The following is an 18,910-nucleotide window of genomic DNA, read 5'->3' as shown; positions in this document are numbered from 1 at the left end:
CGCCGCCCGGCTCACGCCAGCTCGACCGACCAGTCCACCTGCGGGCTCGGGTACCAGGACAGCCCCTGGGCGTCCCAGTACGGCCCGTGCGGGGCGACCCGGGCCGCGAAGTCGTCCCAGTCGCGCAGCTCCGCCGGCGTCCACGCGACCTCCGCGACCGCCGCCAGCCGGGGCAGCAGCATCGTCATCAGGTCGTCCAGGCTGCGCAGCGTCTCCGTCCACACGGTCGCCTCGACGCCGATCACCGAGCCCTCGGGCAGCCCGGGCACCAGCGCCGTGGGCTCCCACTCGTAGGCGTCGCGCAGCTCGATGTGGCCCGCCCACTCCAGGCCCAGCTCGGTGTCCCCGTCGTACTTCATGTCGAGGTAGGCCCGCGACCCCGGCGACATCAGCAGCCGCGCACCCGCGCGGGCCGCCGCGACGAACGGCGCCGGGTCCATCCGCGTGTCCCAGAACTGCACGACCGTCCCGGGCTCGAGCGGCGTCGTGGCGATCTCCTGCCAGCCGACGACCTTCTTGCCCGCCGCGCGCACCGCGTCGGCAGCCATCCGCACCAGCCGGGCGTACTCCTCGTGCTCCATCGTCAGCACCTCGTCGCCGCCGATGTGCACGTAGTCGCCCGGGGTGACCGCCGCGACGTCGCCGAACACGTCGCGCAGGAACGGCTCCGTGGCGGGCAGGTCCGCGCGCAGCTTGCTGAACCCCACGTCGATGCCCGTGTACGCCTCGGGCGCCTCGCCAGACTCGGTCAGCTCCCCGTACGCGTGCAGGGCGGCGTTCACGTGCCCGGGCACGTCGATCTCCGGGACCACCCGCACGCCCCGCGCCGCCGCGTACGCGACCAGCGCCTCGTACTCCTCCGTCGTGAAGTACCCGCCGGGGTCGCCGTCGACCGCCGTGCCGCCGGACCGGGCCGTCAGCTCCGGCCGCGACGGCAGGTCGATGCGCCAGCCCTGGTCGTCCGAGAGGTGCAGGTGCAGGACGCTGAGCTTGTAGGACCACATGAGGTCGACCACCACGCGCAGGTCGTCCGGCCCGAAGAAGTGCCGCGCCACGTCGACCGACAGCCCGCGCCACCCGTGCACCGGCTCGTCCTCGACGTGCACCGGCCACGCTGCGAACGTCCCGGCGTGCGGGCGCAGCACCTGGTGCAGCGTCGCGATCGCCCGCATCAGGCCCTCCGCGGAGCCCGCGACGAGCTCGACCCGGTCCGCCGACACGTCCAGCGTGTACTGCTCCGCGCCGAGCGCCTCGTCGACCACCAGCGCGACGTCCCCGGGCTGGTGCGGCTCCGCGACGTCGCGGTACCGGACCTCCACGGTCGTGCCGGACACCCGGCTCAGCGACTCCGCGGCCAGCACGCCCAGCGACACCTCAGCGGGGCTCACCCCGACGGTGACGGTCGTGGAGGTCTGCACGACGAACGGGTCCCCCGCGCCCTCGCGCACCAGACGCGGTGCCGGGACGAGACGCAGGGGTGTGGTCGCAGCGGGCACGACGGTCCTTCCGGACGACGGGACGACGACGGGCGCACTCGGCCCGGCCCCCGGCACCAGTGTGCCCGCTCGGCACCCGTGACGGCACCGACTCGCCCGCCGCGATCTCGGGCGCTCCTGCTGCCTCCGCACGCCCCACCTGCGTCAGCACCACGCCCGCCCCGCGCCACGCCCCCGGCCCCGCGCCACCTCCGCGCATCCCGAGCCACCCCCGCCCCGCGCACCCGGCCGGCCGCCTCCGCACCCGCCCCGACCCGACCTCGCCGCCCTCCCGCCTCTCCCTCGCCGAGCGGGCAGTAGACGCTGCCTCGGGGCGCGCGAAGACAGCATCGACCGCCCTCTCGGCGGCGGTGACGGGCGTGGCGGGCGTGCGGGTCGGGTCCCGGGGCGGACGCGGTCGGGTCACGGAGGGGACGCGGCGGGTCCGCTGCGGCAACGATTCGGCATCTGTGCTGGTGAAGCGGCCCGCGCGGGGGGCGCACCCCCTAGCGTCGCGGCCATGCGGACACACGGGACAGGCGGCTCCACCGGCCGGCGCACGGGGACGATCGCATCGCGGGCCGGCATCGGGCTCGCTCTGGCCGCCGCACTGCTCGCCGGCTGCAGCGCCGCGGGCCAGGACTCGGCCACCGTGGGCACCGACCTGAGCGAGGCGGCTCCGGACGACCTCGCCGGCGGCGAGCGGGCCGGGGACGTCGCGGCCGACGCGGACCAGCAGGCGGGCACGGGCGAGGCCGCCGACGCCGGCACCGGAGGAACCGGCGGCAGCACCGCCGTCGGTGTCACCGGCCGCCAGGTCGTCACGTCCGGGGAGCTCGGCCTCGTCGCCGACGACCCCCGCGGCGCCGCGGACCTCGTGGTGGCCGTGGTGGAGCAGGCGGGCGGGCGGGTCGACGCCCGGCAGGAGACCGCCGCGCGCGCGGACGAGGGCACCGAGGCCACCGCCGACCTCACCGTGCGGGTCCCGTCCGACGCGCTCACCGGCGTGCTCGACGCCCTCGACCAGATCGGTGACGTCGACCACGTCGACCTCACGTCCGACGACGTCACCGCCGCCTCCCAGGACCTGGACGCCCGCATCCGTGCGATGCAGCTGTCGGTGGCGCGCATGGAGGACCTGCTGTCCCGGGCCAGCACCCAGGCGGACGTCATCTCCGCCGAGAGCACCCTCACCGAGCGGCAGTCCGCCCTCGAGCAGCTGCAGTCGGAGCGTGCGCGGCTCGCCGAGAAGGTCGCCCTGTCGACGCTGCGGGTGTCGATCTGGACCGCACCCCAGCGGGAGGCCCCGCCCGAGCCGGCACCCGAGCCCCGCGGCGGGTTCCTCGGCGGGCTCGAGTCCGGGTGGGACGCGCTGGTGACGGTGCTCGGCGGCCTGGTGCTCGTGCTGGGCGTGCTGCTCCCCTGGCTGGCCGCCGCGGGGGTGCTCGGCGCCGGGTACGTCGCGGTCGTGCGTTCGCTGCGCCGTCGGCGGGCCCGGGTGTCCGACACGGGTGGCGCGGGGCCCGCGGCGCCGGAGGCGGGCGGGCGGGCCGGGCGGACCGGACGGCGACCCGGACCCCGCGGCGCCAGTGCCCGACGACCGCGAGCCGGTCGCGGCGGGCTCGCGCTGAGCAGCTCCGGCCGCGCTCAGTCGCGCGGGGAGGTCAGGCCGCGACGCGCGCGGGCTGCTGCTCCGGGTCGGTGGCGGCGAGGCGCCGGGCGATGACCGCGCAGGTCGCGAGCTGCAGCTGGTGGAACACGATCACCGGCAGCGCGACGCCGGCGGCGGCCACCGGCCCGAACAGCACGTTCGCCATCGGCAGGCCGGTCGCGAGGCTCTTCTTCGACCCGCACATCAGCAGCGCGATCCGGTCGGCGCGGGACAGCCGCAGCAGCCGGCCGCCGCTCCACGTCGCGAGCAGCATCACGGTCAGGAGCAGGCCGCACAGCGCGACGAGGACGACCAGCACGCCCACGGTCAGGTCGTCCCACACCCCGGAGGCCTCGGCCTCCGACACCGACCCGTACGCGACGAGCAGGATCGTGCTGCGGTCCGTGATGAGCGTCAGCGGCTTGTGCGCCCGGATCCACGCGCCGATCTTCGGCTGCAGCAGCTGCCCGAGCACGAACGGCAGCAGCAGCTGGAGCAGCGTGGCCCCCGCCGACCCGCCGACGGGTCCACCGGCGCGGGACATGAGCACGCCGACCAGCAGCGGCGTGAGCACGATGCCCAGCACGTTCGACACAGTCGCACCGCAGATGGCCCCGGCGACGTTCCCGCGGGCGATCGACGTGAACACCACCGACGACTGGATCGTCGACGGCAGCAGCGACAGGTAGAGCAGCCCGGTCTGCAGCTCGTCCGGCAGCACCGAGTCCGGCAGCAGCTGGACGGCGAGGCCCAGCACCGGGAACAGCAGGTACGTGGACGCGAGCATCCCGCCCTGCAGCCGCCAGTTCCGGAGGCCGTCCCAGACCTCGCTCGTCGCCATGCGCGCGCCGTACAGGAAGAACAGCAGCACGACCGCGCCGGTGGTCACGCGGTCCAGGCCCGTGGCGAACGCACCGGAGGCGGGGGCGAGCAGCCCCAGCAGGAACACCGCGATGATCATGACGACGAGCGGGTCGACCCACGTCTTGATCGCGGTCCAGGTCCGGGACCACCGGCCTCGGGGGGTCGGGGTCGCGTCAGGCACCGGGTCATTCTGCCACCGGCTGCGGCGCGGCCCCGCGTCGAGACCGCGCCCCGGACGGTGCCCGGTGCCGGTCGTCCGCGGCGTCGCCCGTCAGCGAGCAGTGCCGGTCAGGGAACGCGGCCGGTCAGCGAGCACCGCCCGTCAGCCGACGGGACGCACGTCGTAGGTGAGGTGCGCGAACTGCCCGTACCGTTCGACGTCGCGCAGGTGCAGCCGGTCCGGCCCCACCCGGCGCGGGAGCACGGGCGCCCCACCGGTGAGCGCCGCGGGCGCCACGCTGACCTGCACCTCGTCGAGCGCGCCCGCGTCGAGGAACTGGCCGGCGAGGTCGCCGCCGCCGATCACCCAGACGTCGCCGTCACCGGCGGCCTCCCGGATCGCGGGCATCGCGTCCTGGACGGACCCGCGGACGAACCGCACGTCCGCCCCGTCGGGGACGGGCAGGTCGCGCGTGGTGAACACGAACTGGGGCCGGTCGCCGTAGTAGGCCGGCCACTTCTCGGGGTGCGCGAGCAGGTCCTCCTCGCGCAGCACCCACTCGTATGTGGTCGACCCCGAGACCAGGACCGTGACGCCCGCGAGGAACGCGTCGTGGTCGGGCTGGGACTCCGAGTCGACCGCGAACAGCCACGCGAGCGAGTTGTCCTCGTCCGCGATGTACCCGCTCAGCGACGTCGCCGTGTTGTAGATGACCCTCATGCTGCGAACCTAGACCGGGGGTCCGACACGGCTCAGCGCCGGGCCGCCACCGCGCACACCGCGGCCACCGCGGCCGCGTACGGGTCACCGCCGGGCCGGGCTGCGACGCCGAGCAGGTGGTCGGTGACGATCCGGGCCAGCAGCGCCCGGAGCACCAGCTGCGGCAGGCCCGGCTCCGCGCGGGGCACGCCGAGCAGCGCGAGCGTGCCGCCCTCGAACGCCAGCGCGTCGGCGACCACCACCGCCGACCCGTACGCGACGGGCCGCCAGTACAGCGACAGGTCGATGACCGCGGGCGGCAGCGTCGGGTGCAGCAGCACGTTCCCCGTGAGGTCGCCGTGCACCAGCTGGGAGCGGCCGCGGACCGGGGCGAGCGCCGCCCGCAGCCGGCGCACGTGCGGCACGTCGTCCAGCCCGTCCACCCACGTCTCGCCCCACGCGACGCGGTCGGCCACCGCCCACGGGTCGCGCCGCTCCGCGAGGAACGCCGGCTCCGGCAGGTGCGCGACGGCGTCGGCGAAGGCCTCACCCGCGGCGATGACCTCCGCCCAGCGGCGGGGCCGGTGCTCGCCCGGCAGCACCGTCGTCGCGGTCCAGCCGTCGACCACCAGCGACCCGTCCGCCGCTCGCACGGGAACGGGCAGGCGCACCCGGTCGGACCGGACGTGCCGCAGGGTCTCCGCCGCCCAGTCGAGGCCCGCGAGGTCGCCGTCGAGCGGCTTGAGGACGAGGTCGCCGCACCGCCACGACGCGCCCTGACCGCCGGGGAGCGCGACGGGCGCGCCCCCGGCGCCGAACGCGTCGAGCACGTGCTGCGCCGGCCGCGTCGGCTGCGTGCTCCCACCGGACGCGCTCATGCCCGCCATCCTGCCGCGCCAGCGCGCAGCACCGTGCCCGTGCCGCCCGGGGGTCAGCTGGCCCGGCGGTGCGGGGTCCGGCCGAACCCGGCGCGCCGGGACGCCGCCGCCATCCGCTCGAACTCCTCGGGCGTCAGGCCCATCGCGGCGATCATCTCCGACTCGAGCCGCGCGTACGCCGCCTGCTCCGCCGGGGTGCGGGGCGGCCGCGCGGCGAAGAACCTCTCGCTGACCTCAGTGAGGCGGGCGTGGTCGATCGGGCGCGTGCTCATGGCCGCGAACGTACCGGCGGCCACTGACACGCCCCGCCGCGTCGACGCCGGCCCCCGGGAACGACGAAGGCCCGGGATCGTGATGATCCCGGGCCTTGCATCCGGTGGAGCTGAGGGGATTCGAACCCCTGACCTTCTCATTGCGAATGATAGAATAGCGCTGATCGACCGAAACAGAAACGACATTGACCTGCAATAATGGGAGCCCTGCCCCAGCCCCGCCCGGGCAGGACTTGGCCCCCAACATGGACCCCCGGAGGACACTCGTGGCGCGACGGCAGTACGGCACTGGTGGCGTCGGCTACGACTCCACGAAGAAGCGTTGGATCGGCACGATCGAGGCCGGTGTCACCGCGAAGGGAACGCGTCGACGCATCAAGGTCTCTGGACGCACTGAGGCCGAGGCGAAGGCGCGACTGAAGGAGACGCAGCGCAAGATCGCCGCCGAGGGCCTGCCAACTGAGGGCGCGTCGGCTCGCGCGACGGTGCGGACGTGGGCCGAGCAGTGGATGACGCGTCGCCACTCCGAGGTGCGCCACACGTCCGCGGCGACCGACATCTCCTCGGTTCGGCGTTGGGTGATCCCGGCGATCGGGCACCGGCGCCTGGACCAGCTCACTCCCGCCGACGTCCGGGCAGTCACTGCCGCGATCATGGGCGCTGGCCGGTCGTCGTCGACCGCTCAGCGCGCGCAGGTCGTGCTGACGAAGATGCTGCGCGACGCGATCCTCGAGGGCTACTCCGTGCCGCAGCGCGTTCTCCTGGTGCCGGCGCCTCCGAAGGCGGTCAACGACCGGGACGCGATCAGCATGGTCGACGCCCACGCGATGCTCCGTGCCGCCGCGCAGCAGCCGGGCGGCTCCCGCTGGGTCGCCGCGTTCCTGCAGGGCATGCGGCAGGGGGAATGCCTGGGCCTCACCTGGGACTGCGTAGACCTCGAGGCGGGGATCATCGACATCTCCTGGCAGCTGGATGCGCTCCCCTACCGGGTTCCCCGCGACCGCGCGTCCGGGTTCCGGATCAAGCCCGGCCTCCCTCACCGGCACCTCGTGGACCGATGGCACCTCGTCCCCCCGAAGACCGCGAAGGGCCAGCGGGTCATCCCGCTTGTGCCGTGGATGACTGCAGCGCTCGCGGAATGGAAGCAGGTCTGCCCGCCGTCACGCTGGAATCTTGTGTGGCCCACCGACTCAGGCATGCCACGCTCCGAGGAGTCGGACCGACAGGCTTGGTGGGATCTGCAGGACGCCGCTCAGGTCGCTCGGGTCGACGACACCACCGGCCGGCGGTACGAGCTCCACGAGGCGCGGCACACCACGGCAACACTGCTCCTCGAGGCCGGAGTCGACGCCAAAGTCGTCGAGGCGATCCTCGGGCACTCCACCATCGTCACGAGCCGTGGCTACCAGCACGTGTCCCAGGCGCTCGCGCGGAAGGCTCTCGACGACGTCGCCGCCCGACTCGGCTTAGCCCTCACATAGGACCTCACCCCGACAGCGACCGCCGCTCACCCAGCCGAACTGCGCCTCGTCCGATCTTCGGCCTGAACCAGCTCGGGGCCGTAGTCGGCTCCAAACACGTCCACATAGACGCCGAAGAGTCTTCGAATAACCGTGAGGAGGGTGATGCCGAGATGAGCGGCGACTCCAGCGACGACTCCCGCGGTGAACGGCGCCACTACCGGGGCGCGAAGGTCGTCGAAGGTCGCGACGACGGCTAGGAGGAACGTGAGGAACGCTGCCACGGCCGCCGAGTACAGCGAGCTCGCAACGGCCGAGCCGATGAGCCGCTGTAGGTTCCGCCGGTAGACCGTGCTCTTGCTGTCTCCGACGCGGATTCTGAGGTTGACGAGGAAGACGAACGTTGTGAGCATCGCTCCAACCAGGAGGCTGGTCGCCGCGAGCAGCTGAGAGATGCCGTTCGAGACCGGCGCACCCAACCAGATCGCCGCGGCGGCGGCTCCGCTCACAAGCATCGGCACGCCGGCGTAGACGAATCGATCGCTACGCCGCATCCTCTGACTGCCGGGAGGGCGCATCGACCAGAGGTGCTTCTCGACGACCGGCGTGATCTTGAATCTGTCGAACATCCTCACGCCACCTTTCCACTACGTCGTCGGAGCCTCCGGCCACCACTGGGGAGGTAACTCAGCCCCGAGCTCCTGGAACAGGTCCAGCACAGCACCTCGGCTCTGATCCAGGAAGCCCTGGTGATCGGGACGCTCGTCGTCGTCGAAGACGTACGTGAACGAAGGCAACGCCTGACTGACGTTGATCGTCCGCTCGCGACCGTCCTTGACGACGATGATCCTCTGCTCATCGAAGTCTTCGTCATGGTAGTCGCGCAGTCCGACAACGGCCGCGAGGTCCAGCTGCTCGCGAAGGTTCTGCTCGGTCGAGGCACCACGCAGCCTCGCGATGATGCTCTGAGCCACGTCGCCACCAGACGAGAGCGCGAATCGGAGACGAGCCGCCGTCAGGCCGCCGCCCGTGGCGAATGGTGTTCGGTCCTCCCCACGTCGCGCGCTCTGCGCGAACTCGACCCCCACGATCCCGGCGTCCTGGTCAGCCAGGAACTTGCCCCAAGCCACCCCGTCCGCGACGTCACGGCGAAGCCGCAGGGAGAGTCCATCGCCCTTGAGGCGCGTGTTCACGCGGGTGACGAACCCTGCCGTGTGGTGTGTCCTGCCCTTCACCTCCGAGACCATCACCGCGTCGCGACCGTGCTCAGGAACGACCAGGACGACTCGAGCATCAGAGAGGACCGCATCATCGACGGTGATCGCTCGCCTCACCTTGGTGACCCGGTCAACGAGAGTCCGGTTCTCCCCGTACTCACCGCCCTGGACGATGCTGAGGACTCCGAGATGCGATGGGTAGACCTCGGAGAACTCCGTGTACGTGCTCCGACGCTCGTCGTCATGTCCCTGCGCGAGCAGGGCAACCGTCGTGTCGCGCAGGTAGGCGAGACCGCCACCGTTCCCGAACCGAGCGTCGTCGAGATCGAGGTTGTCCTGAGGCCTTCCGTAGGGGGTCACATTGACAACGCTCAACTTGTACCCGTACGTCGCCACAGATCCCCCTGCTCGTGTTGGTCAGGCTCGCGCCCGCTGTGCACCTGCTCTGCCCCTGCTGTGCTGCACACACGCTAGCGCGAGGGCCGACCCAGACCTCCCCGCACGCGCCAGCCGGAACGGAGGGGTGCCCGTACAAGGCGAAGTGCGTTCCATCCGCCTCAAACACGGCGCCGTATGTCGCGCCCGCACCGACCGCGGCTTCGCAGATCGCCAGTGCCTCTTGGGCTTCAGGGCTGCCATCGTCACCCCGCGGGGACCGGTGAGCTTGGTCTGCATCTCGAACCGACCGGGCTCCGTCTCGGTGACCGAGGCGACCGTCGACCAGGAAGCAAGGGGCGACCTCGACGTCAGACTGCCCGGATGCATCCGCACTGCGCGAAGCCACGGTGTAGCCGGCATCGACGCACAGCTCGAGCACCCTCGTGACATCCGCGGCCATTGATGCTGTGTCCATGCTCAGCGAGCCACAACCGGAGTCGGAGTACGCGCGGGCGTGCTCCCTGGTCGCCGAGCCGGACGGTTCCCCGGTCCGCCACGCAGCTGGTCTGCCCCGTCAGGGCCTCTGGTGCATATTGCCATCCAGCCAGCGCTGAGCCGTGGTGATCCCACGACCAAGGGGCTGGGCCGCTTTCGGAAGGGCCCGATCGAGACGCGCGTACTCGTCACTGAGTGACGGCGGTCGAAGGCCGGCGCTCCGCATGCCCGCGCGAAACACTTGGATCAAGCGTTCCTGCTCCGCGATCCGGCGCTCGGTCTCCGCCCTCTTTTCAGCGACGTCGTCGTCCGATCCCACGAAGATGGTGCCCTCGAGCTCGAGGAGTTCAAGGACGAGCTCGTCATGTAGGCGCCAGTGCGACAGAAGGGGCGCAGGCACCTCTACACCCTCCGCCTCGTTGTCGGGCTCTAGCCAGCTCCGGCCCGACACCCACTCGGCAGCATGGAACGGGTCGCTCTCAAGACCAGGAATCACCTCGACCGACGCCTCGTCCTCGATCGAGAACATCAGCTCGACGGGCGCTTCTCCGAGGGCTGCGGCGAAGACCGCGATCTGCTGGACGGTGACGGTCTCGATACGGCCGCCTTCGATGTTCATCACCGTGTTGCGGCTGATGGGGTAGCCGAGGCGCTCAGTCGCGTCGGCCAACTCCTGCTGGCTAAGCCCCCGGCGCACCCGAGCCGCTCTCACCGCTCGTCCGATCCGAGCTGACCAGCCCCGCGCCCATGCCTTCCCGTCATCCGTCACTGACACACAGTAGCGCCGGCGCTTGCGCGCTGGCTACACCGAGTGTCATGCTGACTCCACACACACCGAAGTGGACTTCGGTGCCTCACACACACAGGAGCGGGATGAGTGACCTTCTCAAGTTGCCCGAGATCAGCGAGCAAACGGGCGTTCCGATCAACACGCTCCGGTCGCTTCGAGCCTCGGGTCGAGGCCCGAAGACGTTCATGCTCGCCGGGCGCGTAGTCGCCAAACGCGAGGACGTCAACGCGTGGGTGCAGGAGCAGTACGACGCGGCTGACATCGAGGCCACGGCATGACCGCGCTCGCGGAGCGCGTCGCGCTCACCGTCCGGGAAGCCGCCGACCTCACGCCCTTCTCGGCAGACACGCTCGAGCGAGCGATCAAGGCGACCGACCCGGCGTCGTTCCCGCCGCCGCTGCGTGCCAAGCGCGACTCGCGCGGGCGGCGCATCGTTCTTGCCCGCGACCTCGCGGCGTGGCTCGACTCCCTGCCCGACGCATGAGCGCCGCGGAGGACAACGCGATGCCCGAGCACCGGCGGCAACCGGTCTCGGGCGTGATCCTCACCCCTGATCAGGAGAAGAAGATGAAGGAGACAGTACCGCACCCGTCGTGGTGTGACGAGGACTTCTGCTCGGTCGACAACAGCGGTCTCGAGACGGTTGTCGACCACCGGTCGACGCCGTTCCGTCTGGAGCAGCCGGCCGGGACCGTGGAGGTCTACGTCGCTCGCACCTGCACCACGTGGTCGGAGACGTGGGGGACCCGACGGGTTGTCCTGAGCGTCCCGGGTACGACGAACATCGACGAGCTCCGAGGCTTCAACTCGTGGCTTCGCGATGCTCTCGACGAGATCGAGCGGACCACCACCGCGCCGCCGAAGATCTCGATCTGTCCCGAGTGGTGCACGGCTGAGGCGGACGGCGACGAGCGCGTCCGCGGGGACCACACCTGGCGGTACTTCGGCTGGCACGGCACCGGGTACGTGCGCACCCACTGGGGCCCGGTCGGCAAGACGTACCGGACCCAGGGCGAGATGACGGACGCCTCCAGTGGACGGTCCCGCTGGGGCCGCGTCATCGCGGGCCGCCGCATCGCCCGAACCGCGGCGTCGGCATGAGCGCGCCGAAGCCGACCTGCCCGGACTGGTGCTCGAACCACGACCGGATCCACGCGGGCAGCGAGAAGCACACCGCAGAGATCGTCTACGAGACGGTCTGGCACTCGTACCTGCAGCGCAACGAGGACCTCGCCGTGACCGTGGAGCAGTACGTCGGCGAGGGTGTGACGGGCGAGGGCTACGGGTGGACCAACGGTCGCCCGCAGGCGCGCGTGATCGCCGCGAACCTCGACGCGCACGGTTGTCGGGACGTCGCCGACGCGCTGTGCACCGCCGCCGAACTCCTCACTGCCGCCGAGGGTGGCCGCCCGCACCTGTCGCTGCGCAAGGCCCTGCGCATCTGGATCGAGGACGCGGGCGGCGGCAGCGAGTGCGACGTCCCGGGGTGCAGCGACGGCACCGGACCTGTCTGCGACATCAGCACGTTCGGGTGCGTCCTGAACCGCATCCTCCTGGACCCGAGCACGGTCCATGACCTCATCAAGGCCGAGCACGAGTGGAGCGGGATCGAGTGATGACCACCACCGACACCACCAGAAGCACCGCCGCTGACCACGCGGTCAGCCCTAACGACCACCGCGCCTGGTGCGACACCGCGGAGTGCTTCCTGGGACACGACAGCGACGGGGACTACGCCTCCCACTACGGACATCCGCGTGCCCTCGCGATCGACGCATCGGACGCTGGGGAGTGGCGGAGCGCACCCGAAGGCGCACCCGAGATCACCATCCGCCCGATCGACTTCATGGGGCACGTCGGCGTGGAGCTGAACGGGGGCGACACCCGTACGTACAGCACCACGAGCGGGTCCCACGGCGTCTCCTGGCTCACTGCCGACGAGACCAAGGACCTCGGTCACCAGCTCATCGCGACGGCGCGGCTCATCGAGGCAGGCAGCGTCGAGATGGGGCAGCCGGACGAGTGGGACGTCGAGCACGAAGGCACCCGCCACCGCTGGACGAACAGCGGCCCCGAGTACAGCGAGCGCTTCCAGATCGACACCGATGAGGGGTCGCTCGAGGTCAAGCCGCAGGTCTACGAGCGCGTCGACCCGACCGGCGCCAGCTCCGTCCGCCTCCCGATGGTGACCGTCGGCGACTTCCTCGGCCTGACCGCCGAGCAGGCGCTCGTGCTCGCCGACGAGCTCATCCGCTACGCGACCCACCTCACCGAGACGGAGGAGGCCGCCCGTGCCTAGGTCCCCGGAGCTCGTCGCCGAGCAGCGCGCGTCACTGGGGCGCGCAGGCATCGCGGAAGCACCACTCGTCGACTGCCACCCCTGGTGCACGGACGGCGATGGCCATCCCGCTGAGTCGCACCCCGCCGACCAGTGGTGCCCGACCCTCACCACATCGGTAGCGCTGTCGTTCTACCCGTCGCAGGAGTGCGTTGACGGGACATTCGCCCCCGAGACGGCGACCGTGTACGGCTCCGGGCGGCACCACCTCCGACGGGACGAAGTCCGGGTGGACCACGGGGACACGGAGGTCCTGCGACTGACGCTCGACGAGGCGAAGGCGCTCGCGGACGCCCTGCTCGCGACCGTCTCGCTGATGTCCCAGGGAGGCGCAGCATGACCGCCGACCTGCCGGTGATCCTTGACGTGGACCCCCTGGTCTCGTGGTTCGAGTCCCGTGGCGAGCACCTGACCATCGCCGAGATTGAGGCGGCCGGTGCGCTCGTCGGGCGGAACTCCTTCCCCGCTCTGGTGATCAACCTGCACTTGTCGTGCCTGCTGCCGGACGAGGTGTTTGCCCACGGTTTGGTGTCCGCCTGGCAGATGGCCGAGTTTCCCACGATCGCGATGCCGCCGGACGAGTGGAGCTGGTTGTTCGACGACGTCGGCTTCACGCGTGACGGGATCAAGACCACCCGCCCGACCGAGCCTGTGACGCTCTACCGCGGCGCCGTCCCGGAGCACGCCCGCGGCTGGTCCTGGACTGAGGACGTCGACCTGGCCCGCTGGTTCGCCAACCGCTTCCCGGGGACGGGAGCCCGGCTGTACCGCACGACGGTCCGGCCGCCGTGGCTCATGGCCCACATCACCCCGGAATGGAAGTTCGGGAGGCACGGCGAGTCCGAGTGGGTCGTCGACCCCTCCGGGCCGCATGTCATCGAGGAGGTCCGATGACCACCACCCCGCCCGTCAGCGACAGCACCCGCGAGGCACAGGCCGTCATCTCGCAGCTGCTCGACAGGTACGGCATCGCCGACCCCCGCACCGCTCACCGGGACATCCGCGAGCGGTTCACACAGCCCGACCTGGACGCGTACCGCGCCGCCCTCGAACTCCTCTACGGGAACGGAGCCCTGGGATGACCACCAACGACAACGTGGTGCAGCTGCACCAGCCCGCAGGCCCCACGTCCTACGTGCTTCCGCTGAACGCCAGCGGCTCAGGGGACAAGACGTGCACCCGCTGTGCGTCGGAGTTCCGGACCCGGACGTGGCACCTGGTGTGGCCAGCCGAGAGTGATCGTGCCGTCTGCCCGACCTGCGCCCTGTCTGACCCGACCCTACGGCTGTACCAGCTCCGGTCGATCGCCGCCGACGCGATCGACCGGGCCCTCACGGAAGCACCCAGCCGCGACGAACGGCGCCTGCTCGCCCAGTCGATCGTCAGCGACGTGTCGTGGTTCGCGAACTGGCGCAACCCCGACGACGACGTCATCGGGTGGGACGTGCTCACCGAGCAGCCCTCCGGCGAGGGCGACGACGAGGACCTCGGCTCACCCGGGCTGATCCTGGGTGCCGAGCCGGTCAGCCTGCGCAGGGCCGCCCTCCGCGCCGGGAAGATGCTCGACCGACACTTCGCCGGCGACGACATCCTGCTCGACGCTCTCGAACACGCCTACGGCAACGGCACCGACGGCGAACTCGCGGCTGCTGTCCTCGCGCTCGTCGCAGCCGCCGAGGCGGTGGCCTGATGCGCGCCGCTGGCCCCTACGGACCTTCCGTGGAGCTGCTCTCCGAGACCGACGCGCCGCTTTCAACGCCACGCTTGCGGCCCACCACCGCAAGCCATCTCCCGATGAAGCGGAGAAGCCGCTCGGACCATGCCCACAGGACTCTGAGGGCCTTCCAGATCGGCGGCACGACGGTGGCAATGGCGAGCAGGACGCCTACAACGGCTGCGACGCCTCCGAACACGTACAGCAAGGCCACGACCGACTCGAGCCACACACGAGAGCCCTCGATTGCCGAGGCGGCAACGAGAAGTATGTACGCGATCACCATGGCGGTCGTCGCGGCGGCCCACGTCTCCTGCTGGCGGTCCCGCTCGGCCGTCCGTCGTTCCTGGAGTGACTTCGCCCGGTTCGCGATGTGGTCAGCGAAGTCGTCACGCCCCTTGCCGGGGGGCAACTTCTCCCACAGCGCCGTGTCGCGGGCGATCGAGTCCCGTAGGCGACCATCCCCACTGAGCGCGGGCCATCTGCTGATCAAGGCGGTGCCGACAACGCCGATCAGTCCAAGTGAGGCGACCCAGATTTCCATCGTCAGTCCTATCGACCGCCCTCAGACGCTCCTGAGGCTTAGGACTGGTACCCATGAATCGAGTGGTTCCTGATGGGACGTGACCGTTCGTTCCTGAACACCGCGATCTGGCAGGACGCCGACTTCCGCGCGCTCCCGCCGCTCGCGCAGCACCTCTACTTCGTCCTGTGGACCCACCCCGGGCTGTCCTACGCCGGCGTCGTGGACTGGCGGCCGGCCCGCCTCGCCCCGATGGCCGGAGGTTGGACTCGCGCCGAGGTCGAGGCCGCCGCAGCCTGCCTTGAGGCACGGCTGTTCATCGTGATCGACCGCGACACCGAGGAGTGCCTCGTGCGCTCCTACGTCCGCTTCGACGGGCTCATGCGGCAGGCGAACCTCGCCGTCTCGTTCGCGAACGCCTATGCCGAGGTCGCGTCCAACGGCATCCGCGGTGTCATCGTCCGCGAGACGCAGAAGCTCCAGCAGCTCGAGCCAGACATCGCCGCCTGGAAGAAGGACCAGGTGCGCGGAGTGCTGTCACAGCCCGCCGTTGACCCCCGCTCCCGCCCCCTGCCGACCGACCCGTTCGCCCCGGGGCTGACCCTTAGCGTGACCCCCACGGTGACCCCGGTCCTGGCTATCAGCGCGCCGGATGCTGACCCCCGGCCTGACCCGGGCGGTGGTGTACCCCCTACTCCTTCTCCTTCTCCTACTCCTTTGCTCCCCGGCGTTCCGGACGCTGACGCGTCCGACGCAGCGCAGCAGAGGACCACGAGCAGACGCCGTCCGGAGCGTCCGATCCCGGATGACTGGGCGCCCAACGAGAAGCACGCGCTGCAGGCCCAGGAGAGGCGTGCCGACCTCGGCTTCGAGGCGATGCGGTTCCGAAACCACGCCCAGACCAACGACCGCCGAGTGCGGGACTGGGACGCCGCATTCCGCAACTGGCTGACCAAGGCTCAGCCCGCCCAACGTCAGACGCAGGAACCCGTCTCAGCGTGGGACCGGCAGTACCAGAGAGGACCGGAGTGAACGACCTGCACCCCGAGCGGGCGCTCATCGGAATCGCCCTCGCGAAGCCCTCCGCGCTCGACGGCATCGACGTAGACGTCGCGGACTTCGGCACCCCGGCCAACGCAGCGGTCTGGCGCATCATCACCCGGCTCCGCGAGCGCGGGGAGCCGACGGACGCCGCAAGCGTCAGCGCCGTCGTCGACACCACCCGCGACTCCGACTTGGACCTGCGACCCGTGGACGCCTTGTGGATCCACCAGATCTACACCGAGGCACCGATCGCGGCTACCGCCGACCGGTACGCGCGGCTCGTCGCGGACTACGCCACCCGTCGGCGCCTCGGATCGATGTTCATCCGCGGCAACCAACTCCTCACCGAGTTCGAGAACGTCGACGAGGTCGTTGAGATCCTCCGCGGCGAGCTCGACGCCGTGCGCCGTGGGACGGCTGACGTCCGCCTCGTCGGCGAGACCATCACCGAGACCCTGGATGCGATCAGCCAGCCGTCATCAGCGATCCCGACTCCGTGGGACGCGTTGAACGACCTCATCCGCGGGTGGCGCCCTGGCGCGCTTTACGTCGTCGCTGCCCGCCCGGGCGTCGGGAAGTCGATCATCGCGATCGACGCTGCGCTCGGACTCGCCCAACACGGGTATGTCGGCATCAACTCCCTCGAAATGCCGGAGACCGAACTCCATGGCCGCCTCATTGCGAACGTCGCTCAGGTCCACATCGGGCGCATCGACAGCCGGAACCTCAGTCCAGTCGACTGGGACAAGATCGCCGGGAAGATGCCCGACCTGACGGACCTCCGCATCAGCATCGACGACCGGTCCGCGATCTCCCTCACCGACGTGAAGTCGCACGCACGGACCCTGTCCCGCAAGGGGCCCGTCGCGGCGATGGTCGTCGACTACCTGCAGCTCATGGAGGCCCCGTCCGGTGACCGCCGGCCCAGGCACGAGCTCATCGCCTCGTACTCCCGCGGCCTGAAGGTACTCGCGAAGGAGATGAACATCCCGGTGATTGCGCTCTCCCAGCTCAACCGTGGACCCGAGCAGCGCGCCGACAAGCGCCCATCGCTCGGCGACCTTCGAGAGTCCGGCGCCATCGAGCAGGACGCCGACGTCGTCCTGCTCCTGCACGAAGGCAACCCGACCGACGAGACCGACCTCGACGTTCTCGTCGCGAAGAACCGACACGGTGCTCGCGGTGACTTCAAGGTCATCCGCGAGGGCTGGTACTCGCACATGAAGACCCGCGGATGGAGCCCGTCCTACCCCGCAGCCTGACCCGACCCTCCCTCGTCCCCGCCAACGAGAGGCACTTCGCATGACCAGCACCGCCAACCACCAGCACGACTGGACCGAGACCACCCAGACCGACGACACCCCTCGCACGTGGGCCTGCGCGATCTGCCCGGCCACCGCCACCCAGTGCGCCACCTGCCACCGGATCCTCGACACCCACGGACGCGTCTGCGACCACTGCGTGTCCCGCGCCCGCAACGACATCCGCGAGATCCGCGACCTCTACTCGCTCCTCCCCGACGTCATCGCCGCAGCCGCCGGCCTCCACGCCATCCGCTACGACCGCACCGGCGGCAAGAAGACCCGCAGCACTGAGCCCACCATGATCGGCGGTACCGCCATGGTCATGGCCGCAGGCGGCACCGCTGACAAGACGCGCCTCGGGCGCAACGAGTCGACCATCGACCCGGCCCTCCTCGACGCCGAACGCCGCGACCCCCCGTCAGTCCGCGCGGTCCTCACGTTCTGGGAAGAGGCCTGGCGCGACGCCCAGCAGCAGCCCGACCCGCAGACCACGGCCCTGAACGACACCGTCGAGTACCTCGCCGCAAACACCGCCTGGGCCGCCCAGCACGCCGACACTTGGACCGACTACCGGGCCGACCTCCGCGACCTCATCGGCCGACTCCGGTTCCTCACCGGCGCATCCAAGGCGCCAGTTCGCTCCGAGGTCCCCTGCCCCGACTGCGGAGGCACCGTCGTCCAGAAGTGGACCAACGCCGGCCTCGACGACACCCACACCTGCACCCGCTGCCACACCACCTGGCCCACCCGAGCTCACTTCGCCCGCGCCCTGCGCGCGACATTCCACGACCTGGCCACCACGAACCCCGACACCCTCGTGACGCTCGACGACGCCCGCCGGATCCTCGTCAACCTCAAGCGGAACACCATCAACGTCTGGCTCAAGCGCGACCGCGAGCGCGCCGAAGCCGGCGCCGAACGGCAGCTGCCCGAACACGGCACGGACGTCCGCGGCATGCCGCTCTATCGACTTGGTGACATCGCCGAGCGCGCTACGACCAATTCCGACCGCGCAACCGTGCCCTCTCCGCAGTAGGCCCCAGTTCGAGAGCGCAGGGGTCCTAGGACAGGGTCAGACGGACATTGTCCGGCGGGTAATCGTTTCCGTCGTTAGAGAGGGAGTTTCCGTTCTGAAGTCTGACGGACTGATCTCCTCGTTGAAGAGTGATCATGTGCAGGCGGTCGTCGGCGACGTTCCTCAAGTGGTCCTCCACAGGCTTGTCCTCGACCTGCGTGAAACCTTCGTTCACCACCGCATCGCGCAATGCGTAGATATCCATGCCGATGTAGCCGAAGTTGGTTCCGCCGAGCTCCCACGCGCACTGTGGGGTCGGCATGCCGGGGCCAACCAGTTCGTTCACCGTTCCCAAGTCAATGGTGAACTCGTCGACTCCGACCGCGACGCACAAGACGTCAACCGGTACCGGGTCGGCGGCCAGTGGGGCGTCTGGAGCGGTCTCTTCGGGTGCGACGCCGTCGGCGGAGACGGCGTCGTCCGAGGCGCCGCTCTGAGAGGGCGCGCCCTCCGTCTCACCGCCAGGCGCGGAAGAACAACCTGCCAAGAACAGGCCGACCAGCGCTGCACAGCCGACCGTGACCCGCAGGCCACGTGCAGTAGGGGTCACGGAGTTCTCCTTCCATGATCATC

General features: G+C 70.7%; 24 protein-coding genes and 1 tRNA gene. 14 read left to right on the top strand and 11 right to left on the bottom strand.

The annotated features are described in order from the left end of the window. Nucleotides 1–11: 11 nt before the first annotated feature. A complete protein-coding gene (locus QNH85_RS12870; protein WP_282947009.1) occupies nt 12–1,496 on the bottom strand; it encodes a family 20 glycosylhydrolase in 1,485 nt (494 codons plus the stop codon). A gap of 499 nt (nt 1,497–1,995) precedes the next feature. On the opposite strand from QNH85_RS12870, the gene QNH85_RS12865 reads away from it, so the two are divergent. Continuing rightward, nucleotides 1,996–3,201: a DUF4349 domain-containing protein gene (locus tag QNH85_RS12865; RefSeq protein ID WP_282947008.1), complete on the top strand. Its 1,206-nt coding sequence runs from the start codon at nt 1,996–1,998 to the stop codon at nt 3,199–3,201. Here QNH85_RS12865 and QNH85_RS12860 read toward each other — a convergent pair. From QNH85_RS12860 to QNH85_RS12840, 5 genes are all read right to left on the bottom strand, one after another. Next, nucleotides 3,140–4,171 carry a bile acid:sodium symporter family protein gene (locus tag QNH85_RS12860; protein WP_346016321.1) on the bottom strand — a complete coding sequence of 344 codons (1,032 nt, stop codon included), beginning with the start codon at nt 4,169–4,171 and terminating at the stop codon, nt 3,140–3,142. The two genes, QNH85_RS12865 and QNH85_RS12860, sit on opposite strands and share 62 nt — an antisense overlap. 141 nt (nt 4,172–4,312) lie before the next feature. After that, nucleotides 4,313–4,870: a dihydrofolate reductase family protein gene (locus QNH85_RS12855; RefSeq protein WP_282947007.1), complete on the bottom strand. Its 558-nt coding sequence runs from the start codon at nt 4,868–4,870 to the stop codon at nt 4,313–4,315. A gap of 32 nt (nt 4,871–4,902) precedes the next feature. Continuing rightward, nucleotides 4,903–5,727, bottom strand: coding sequence for a TIGR02569 family protein (locus tag QNH85_RS12850; RefSeq protein WP_282947005.1), 825 nt, complete (start codon nt 5,725–5,727; stop codon nt 4,903–4,905). A gap of 53 nt (nt 5,728–5,780) precedes the next feature. Then, the gene (locus QNH85_RS12845; RefSeq protein ID WP_213283928.1) at nt 5,781–5,999 is read right to left on the bottom strand and encodes a hypothetical protein; all 219 of its coding nucleotides are present in this window, start codon (nt 5,997–5,999) and stop codon (nt 5,781–5,783) included. 105 nt (nt 6,000–6,104) lie between these two features. Then, a tRNA-Ala gene (locus QNH85_RS12840) sits at nt 6,105–6,219 on the bottom strand. Nucleotides 6,220–6,265: 46 nt separating this feature from the next. On the opposite strand from QNH85_RS12840, the gene QNH85_RS12835 reads away from it, so the two are divergent. Continuing rightward, entirely contained in the window at nt 6,266–7,480 is a 1,215-nt protein-coding gene (locus QNH85_RS12835; protein ID WP_282947003.1) for a tyrosine-type recombinase/integrase, read from the top strand. 26 nt (nt 7,481–7,506) lie between these two features. Here the strand turns inward: QNH85_RS12835 and QNH85_RS12830 are convergent, their stop codons facing one another. From QNH85_RS12830 to QNH85_RS12820, 3 genes are all read right to left on the bottom strand, one after another. Beyond that, nucleotides 7,507–8,094, bottom strand: a complete 588-nt coding sequence (locus tag QNH85_RS12830; protein WP_282947002.1) for a hypothetical protein — start codon at nt 8,092–8,094, stop codon at nt 7,507–7,509. A gap of 12 nt (nt 8,095–8,106) precedes the next feature. Continuing rightward, nucleotides 8,107–9,072, bottom strand: a complete 966-nt coding sequence (locus QNH85_RS12825) for a hypothetical protein (protein WP_282947001.1) — start codon at nt 9,070–9,072, stop codon at nt 8,107–8,109. Nucleotides 9,073–9,628: 556 nt separating this feature from the next. Continuing rightward, complete coding sequence (locus QNH85_RS12820) at nt 9,629–10,261, bottom strand: helix-turn-helix transcriptional regulator (protein WP_282947098.1); 633 nt, start codon at nt 10,259–10,261, stop codon at nt 9,629–9,631. Nucleotides 10,262–10,422: 161 nt separating this feature from the next. On the opposite strand from QNH85_RS12820, the gene QNH85_RS12815 reads away from it, so the two are divergent. The 9 genes from QNH85_RS12815 to QNH85_RS12780 are packed head-to-tail and all read left to right on the top strand — an operon-like array spanning nt 10,423 to nt 14,367. After that, nucleotides 10,423–10,617 carry a helix-turn-helix transcriptional regulator gene (locus tag QNH85_RS12815; RefSeq protein WP_282946999.1) on the top strand — a complete coding sequence of 65 codons (195 nt, stop codon included), beginning with the start codon at nt 10,423–10,425 and terminating at the stop codon, nt 10,615–10,617. Beyond that, complete coding sequence (locus tag QNH85_RS12810) at nt 10,614–10,823, top strand: hypothetical protein (RefSeq protein ID WP_282946997.1); 210 nt, start codon at nt 10,614–10,616, stop codon at nt 10,821–10,823. The genes QNH85_RS12815 and QNH85_RS12810 overlap by 4 nt, the downstream gene beginning before the upstream one ends. Continuing rightward, entirely contained in the window at nt 10,820–11,440 is a 621-nt protein-coding gene (locus tag QNH85_RS12805) for a hypothetical protein (protein ID WP_282946995.1), read from the top strand. The genes QNH85_RS12810 and QNH85_RS12805 overlap by 4 nt, the downstream gene beginning before the upstream one ends. Next, nucleotides 11,437–11,955 (top strand): hypothetical protein, encoded by a 519-nt coding sequence (locus tag QNH85_RS12800; RefSeq protein ID WP_282946994.1) that lies wholly within the window; start codon nt 11,437–11,439, stop codon nt 11,953–11,955. The genes QNH85_RS12805 and QNH85_RS12800 overlap by 4 nt, the downstream gene beginning before the upstream one ends. Beyond that, entirely contained in the window at nt 11,955–12,638 is a 684-nt protein-coding gene (locus QNH85_RS12795) for a hypothetical protein (protein WP_282946993.1), read from the top strand. The genes QNH85_RS12800 and QNH85_RS12795 overlap by 1 nt, the downstream gene beginning before the upstream one ends. Beyond that, nucleotides 12,631–13,017, top strand: coding sequence for a DUF6907 domain-containing protein (locus QNH85_RS20035; protein WP_428830403.1), 387 nt, complete (start codon nt 12,631–12,633; stop codon nt 13,015–13,017). Before QNH85_RS12795 ends, QNH85_RS20035 begins: the two co-directional genes overlap by 8 nt. Continuing rightward, entirely contained in the window at nt 13,014–13,571 is a 558-nt protein-coding gene (locus tag QNH85_RS12790; protein ID WP_282946992.1) for a hypothetical protein, read from the top strand. The genes QNH85_RS20035 and QNH85_RS12790 overlap by 4 nt, the downstream gene beginning before the upstream one ends. Then, the gene (locus QNH85_RS12785) at nt 13,568–13,759 is read left to right on the top strand and encodes a hypothetical protein (protein WP_282946991.1); all 192 of its coding nucleotides are present in this window, start codon (nt 13,568–13,570) and stop codon (nt 13,757–13,759) included. The genes QNH85_RS12790 and QNH85_RS12785 overlap by 4 nt, the downstream gene beginning before the upstream one ends. Then, nucleotides 13,756–14,367, top strand: a complete 612-nt coding sequence (locus tag QNH85_RS12780) for a hypothetical protein (protein ID WP_282946989.1) — start codon at nt 13,756–13,758, stop codon at nt 14,365–14,367. Before QNH85_RS12785 ends, QNH85_RS12780 begins: the two co-directional genes overlap by 4 nt. Nucleotides 14,368–14,383: 16 nt before the next feature. Here QNH85_RS12780 and QNH85_RS12775 read toward each other — a convergent pair whose 3' ends face one another. Beyond that, nucleotides 14,384–14,935 carry a hypothetical protein gene (locus QNH85_RS12775; protein ID WP_282946987.1) on the bottom strand — a complete coding sequence of 184 codons (552 nt, stop codon included), beginning with the start codon at nt 14,933–14,935 and terminating at the stop codon, nt 14,384–14,386. Nucleotides 14,936–15,007: 72 nt separating this feature from the next. Here QNH85_RS12775 and QNH85_RS12770 point away from each other — a divergent pair, with 72 nt between their 5' ends. The 3 genes from QNH85_RS12770 to QNH85_RS12760 are packed head-to-tail and all read left to right on the top strand — an operon-like array spanning nt 15,008 to nt 18,298. Next, nucleotides 15,008–15,946, top strand: a complete 939-nt coding sequence (locus QNH85_RS12770; RefSeq protein WP_282946985.1) for a hypothetical protein — start codon at nt 15,008–15,010, stop codon at nt 15,944–15,946. After that, nucleotides 15,943–17,220, top strand: coding sequence for a replicative DNA helicase (locus tag QNH85_RS12765; protein WP_282946983.1), 1,278 nt, complete (start codon nt 15,943–15,945; stop codon nt 17,218–17,220). The genes QNH85_RS12770 and QNH85_RS12765 overlap by 4 nt, the downstream gene beginning before the upstream one ends. Nucleotides 17,221–17,260: 40 nt before the next feature. Continuing rightward, nucleotides 17,261–18,298: a hypothetical protein gene (locus QNH85_RS12760; RefSeq protein WP_282946981.1), complete on the top strand. Its 1,038-nt coding sequence runs from the start codon at nt 17,261–17,263 to the stop codon at nt 18,296–18,298. A gap of 25 nt (nt 18,299–18,323) precedes the next feature. Here the strand turns inward: QNH85_RS12760 and QNH85_RS12755 are convergent, their stop codons facing one another. Further along, nucleotides 18,324–18,887, bottom strand: coding sequence for a hypothetical protein (locus QNH85_RS12755; protein WP_282946980.1), 564 nt, complete (start codon nt 18,885–18,887; stop codon nt 18,324–18,326). Nucleotides 18,888–18,910: the final 23 nt, after the last annotated feature.

The organism is Cellulomonas endometrii (genome assembly GCF_949769265.1).
Classification (GTDB): Bacteria; Actinomycetota; Actinomycetes; order Actinomycetales; family Cellulomonadaceae; genus Cellulomonas; species Cellulomonas endometrii.
This window is presented reverse-complemented; position numbering and strand designations above follow the sequence as displayed.

Bases quoted from the DNA above. Each gene is read 5' to 3' on its own strand.
- QNH85_RS12850 (WP_282947005.1), bottom strand. From the start codon at position 5,727: ATGAGCGCGTCCGGTGGGAGCACGCAGCCGACGCGGCCGGCGCAGCAC.
- QNH85_RS12855 (WP_282947007.1), bottom strand. From the start codon at position 4,870: ATGAGGGTCATCTACAACACGGCGACGTCGCTGAGCGGGTACATCGCG.
- QNH85_RS12795 (WP_282946993.1), top strand. From the start codon at position 11,955: ATGACCACCACCGACACCACCAGAAGCACCGCCGCTGACCACGCGGTC.
- QNH85_RS12790 (WP_282946992.1), top strand. From the start codon at position 13,014: ATGACCGCCGACCTGCCGGTGATCCTTGACGTGGACCCCCTGGTCTCG.
- QNH85_RS12775 (WP_282946987.1), bottom strand. From the start codon at position 14,935: ATGGAAATCTGGGTCGCCTCACTTGGACTGATCGGCGTTGTCGGCACC.
- QNH85_RS12800 (WP_282946994.1), top strand. From the start codon at position 11,437: ATGAGCGCGCCGAAGCCGACCTGCCCGGACTGGTGCTCGAACCACGAC.
- QNH85_RS12770 (WP_282946985.1), top strand. From the start codon at position 15,008: ATGGGACGTGACCGTTCGTTCCTGAACACCGCGATCTGGCAGGACGCC.
- QNH85_RS12805 (WP_282946995.1), top strand. From the start codon at position 10,820: ATGAGCGCCGCGGAGGACAACGCGATGCCCGAGCACCGGCGGCAACCG.
- QNH85_RS12865 (WP_282947008.1), top strand. From the start codon at position 1,996: ATGCGGACACACGGGACAGGCGGCTCCACCGGCCGGCGCACGGGGACG.
- QNH85_RS12815 (WP_282946999.1), top strand. From the start codon at position 10,423: ATGAGTGACCTTCTCAAGTTGCCCGAGATCAGCGAGCAAACGGGCGTT.
- QNH85_RS12785 (WP_282946991.1), top strand. From the start codon at position 13,568: ATGACCACCACCCCGCCCGTCAGCGACAGCACCCGCGAGGCACAGGCC.
- QNH85_RS12810 (WP_282946997.1), top strand. From the start codon at position 10,614: ATGACCGCGCTCGCGGAGCGCGTCGCGCTCACCGTCCGGGAAGCCGCC.
- QNH85_RS12845 (WP_213283928.1), bottom strand. From the start codon at position 5,999: ATGAGCACGCGCCCGATCGACCACGCCCGCCTCACTGAGGTCAGCGAG.
- QNH85_RS12760 (WP_282946981.1), top strand. From the start codon at position 17,261: ATGACCAGCACCGCCAACCACCAGCACGACTGGACCGAGACCACCCAG.
- QNH85_RS12780 (WP_282946989.1), top strand. From the start codon at position 13,756: ATGACCACCAACGACAACGTGGTGCAGCTGCACCAGCCCGCAGGCCCC.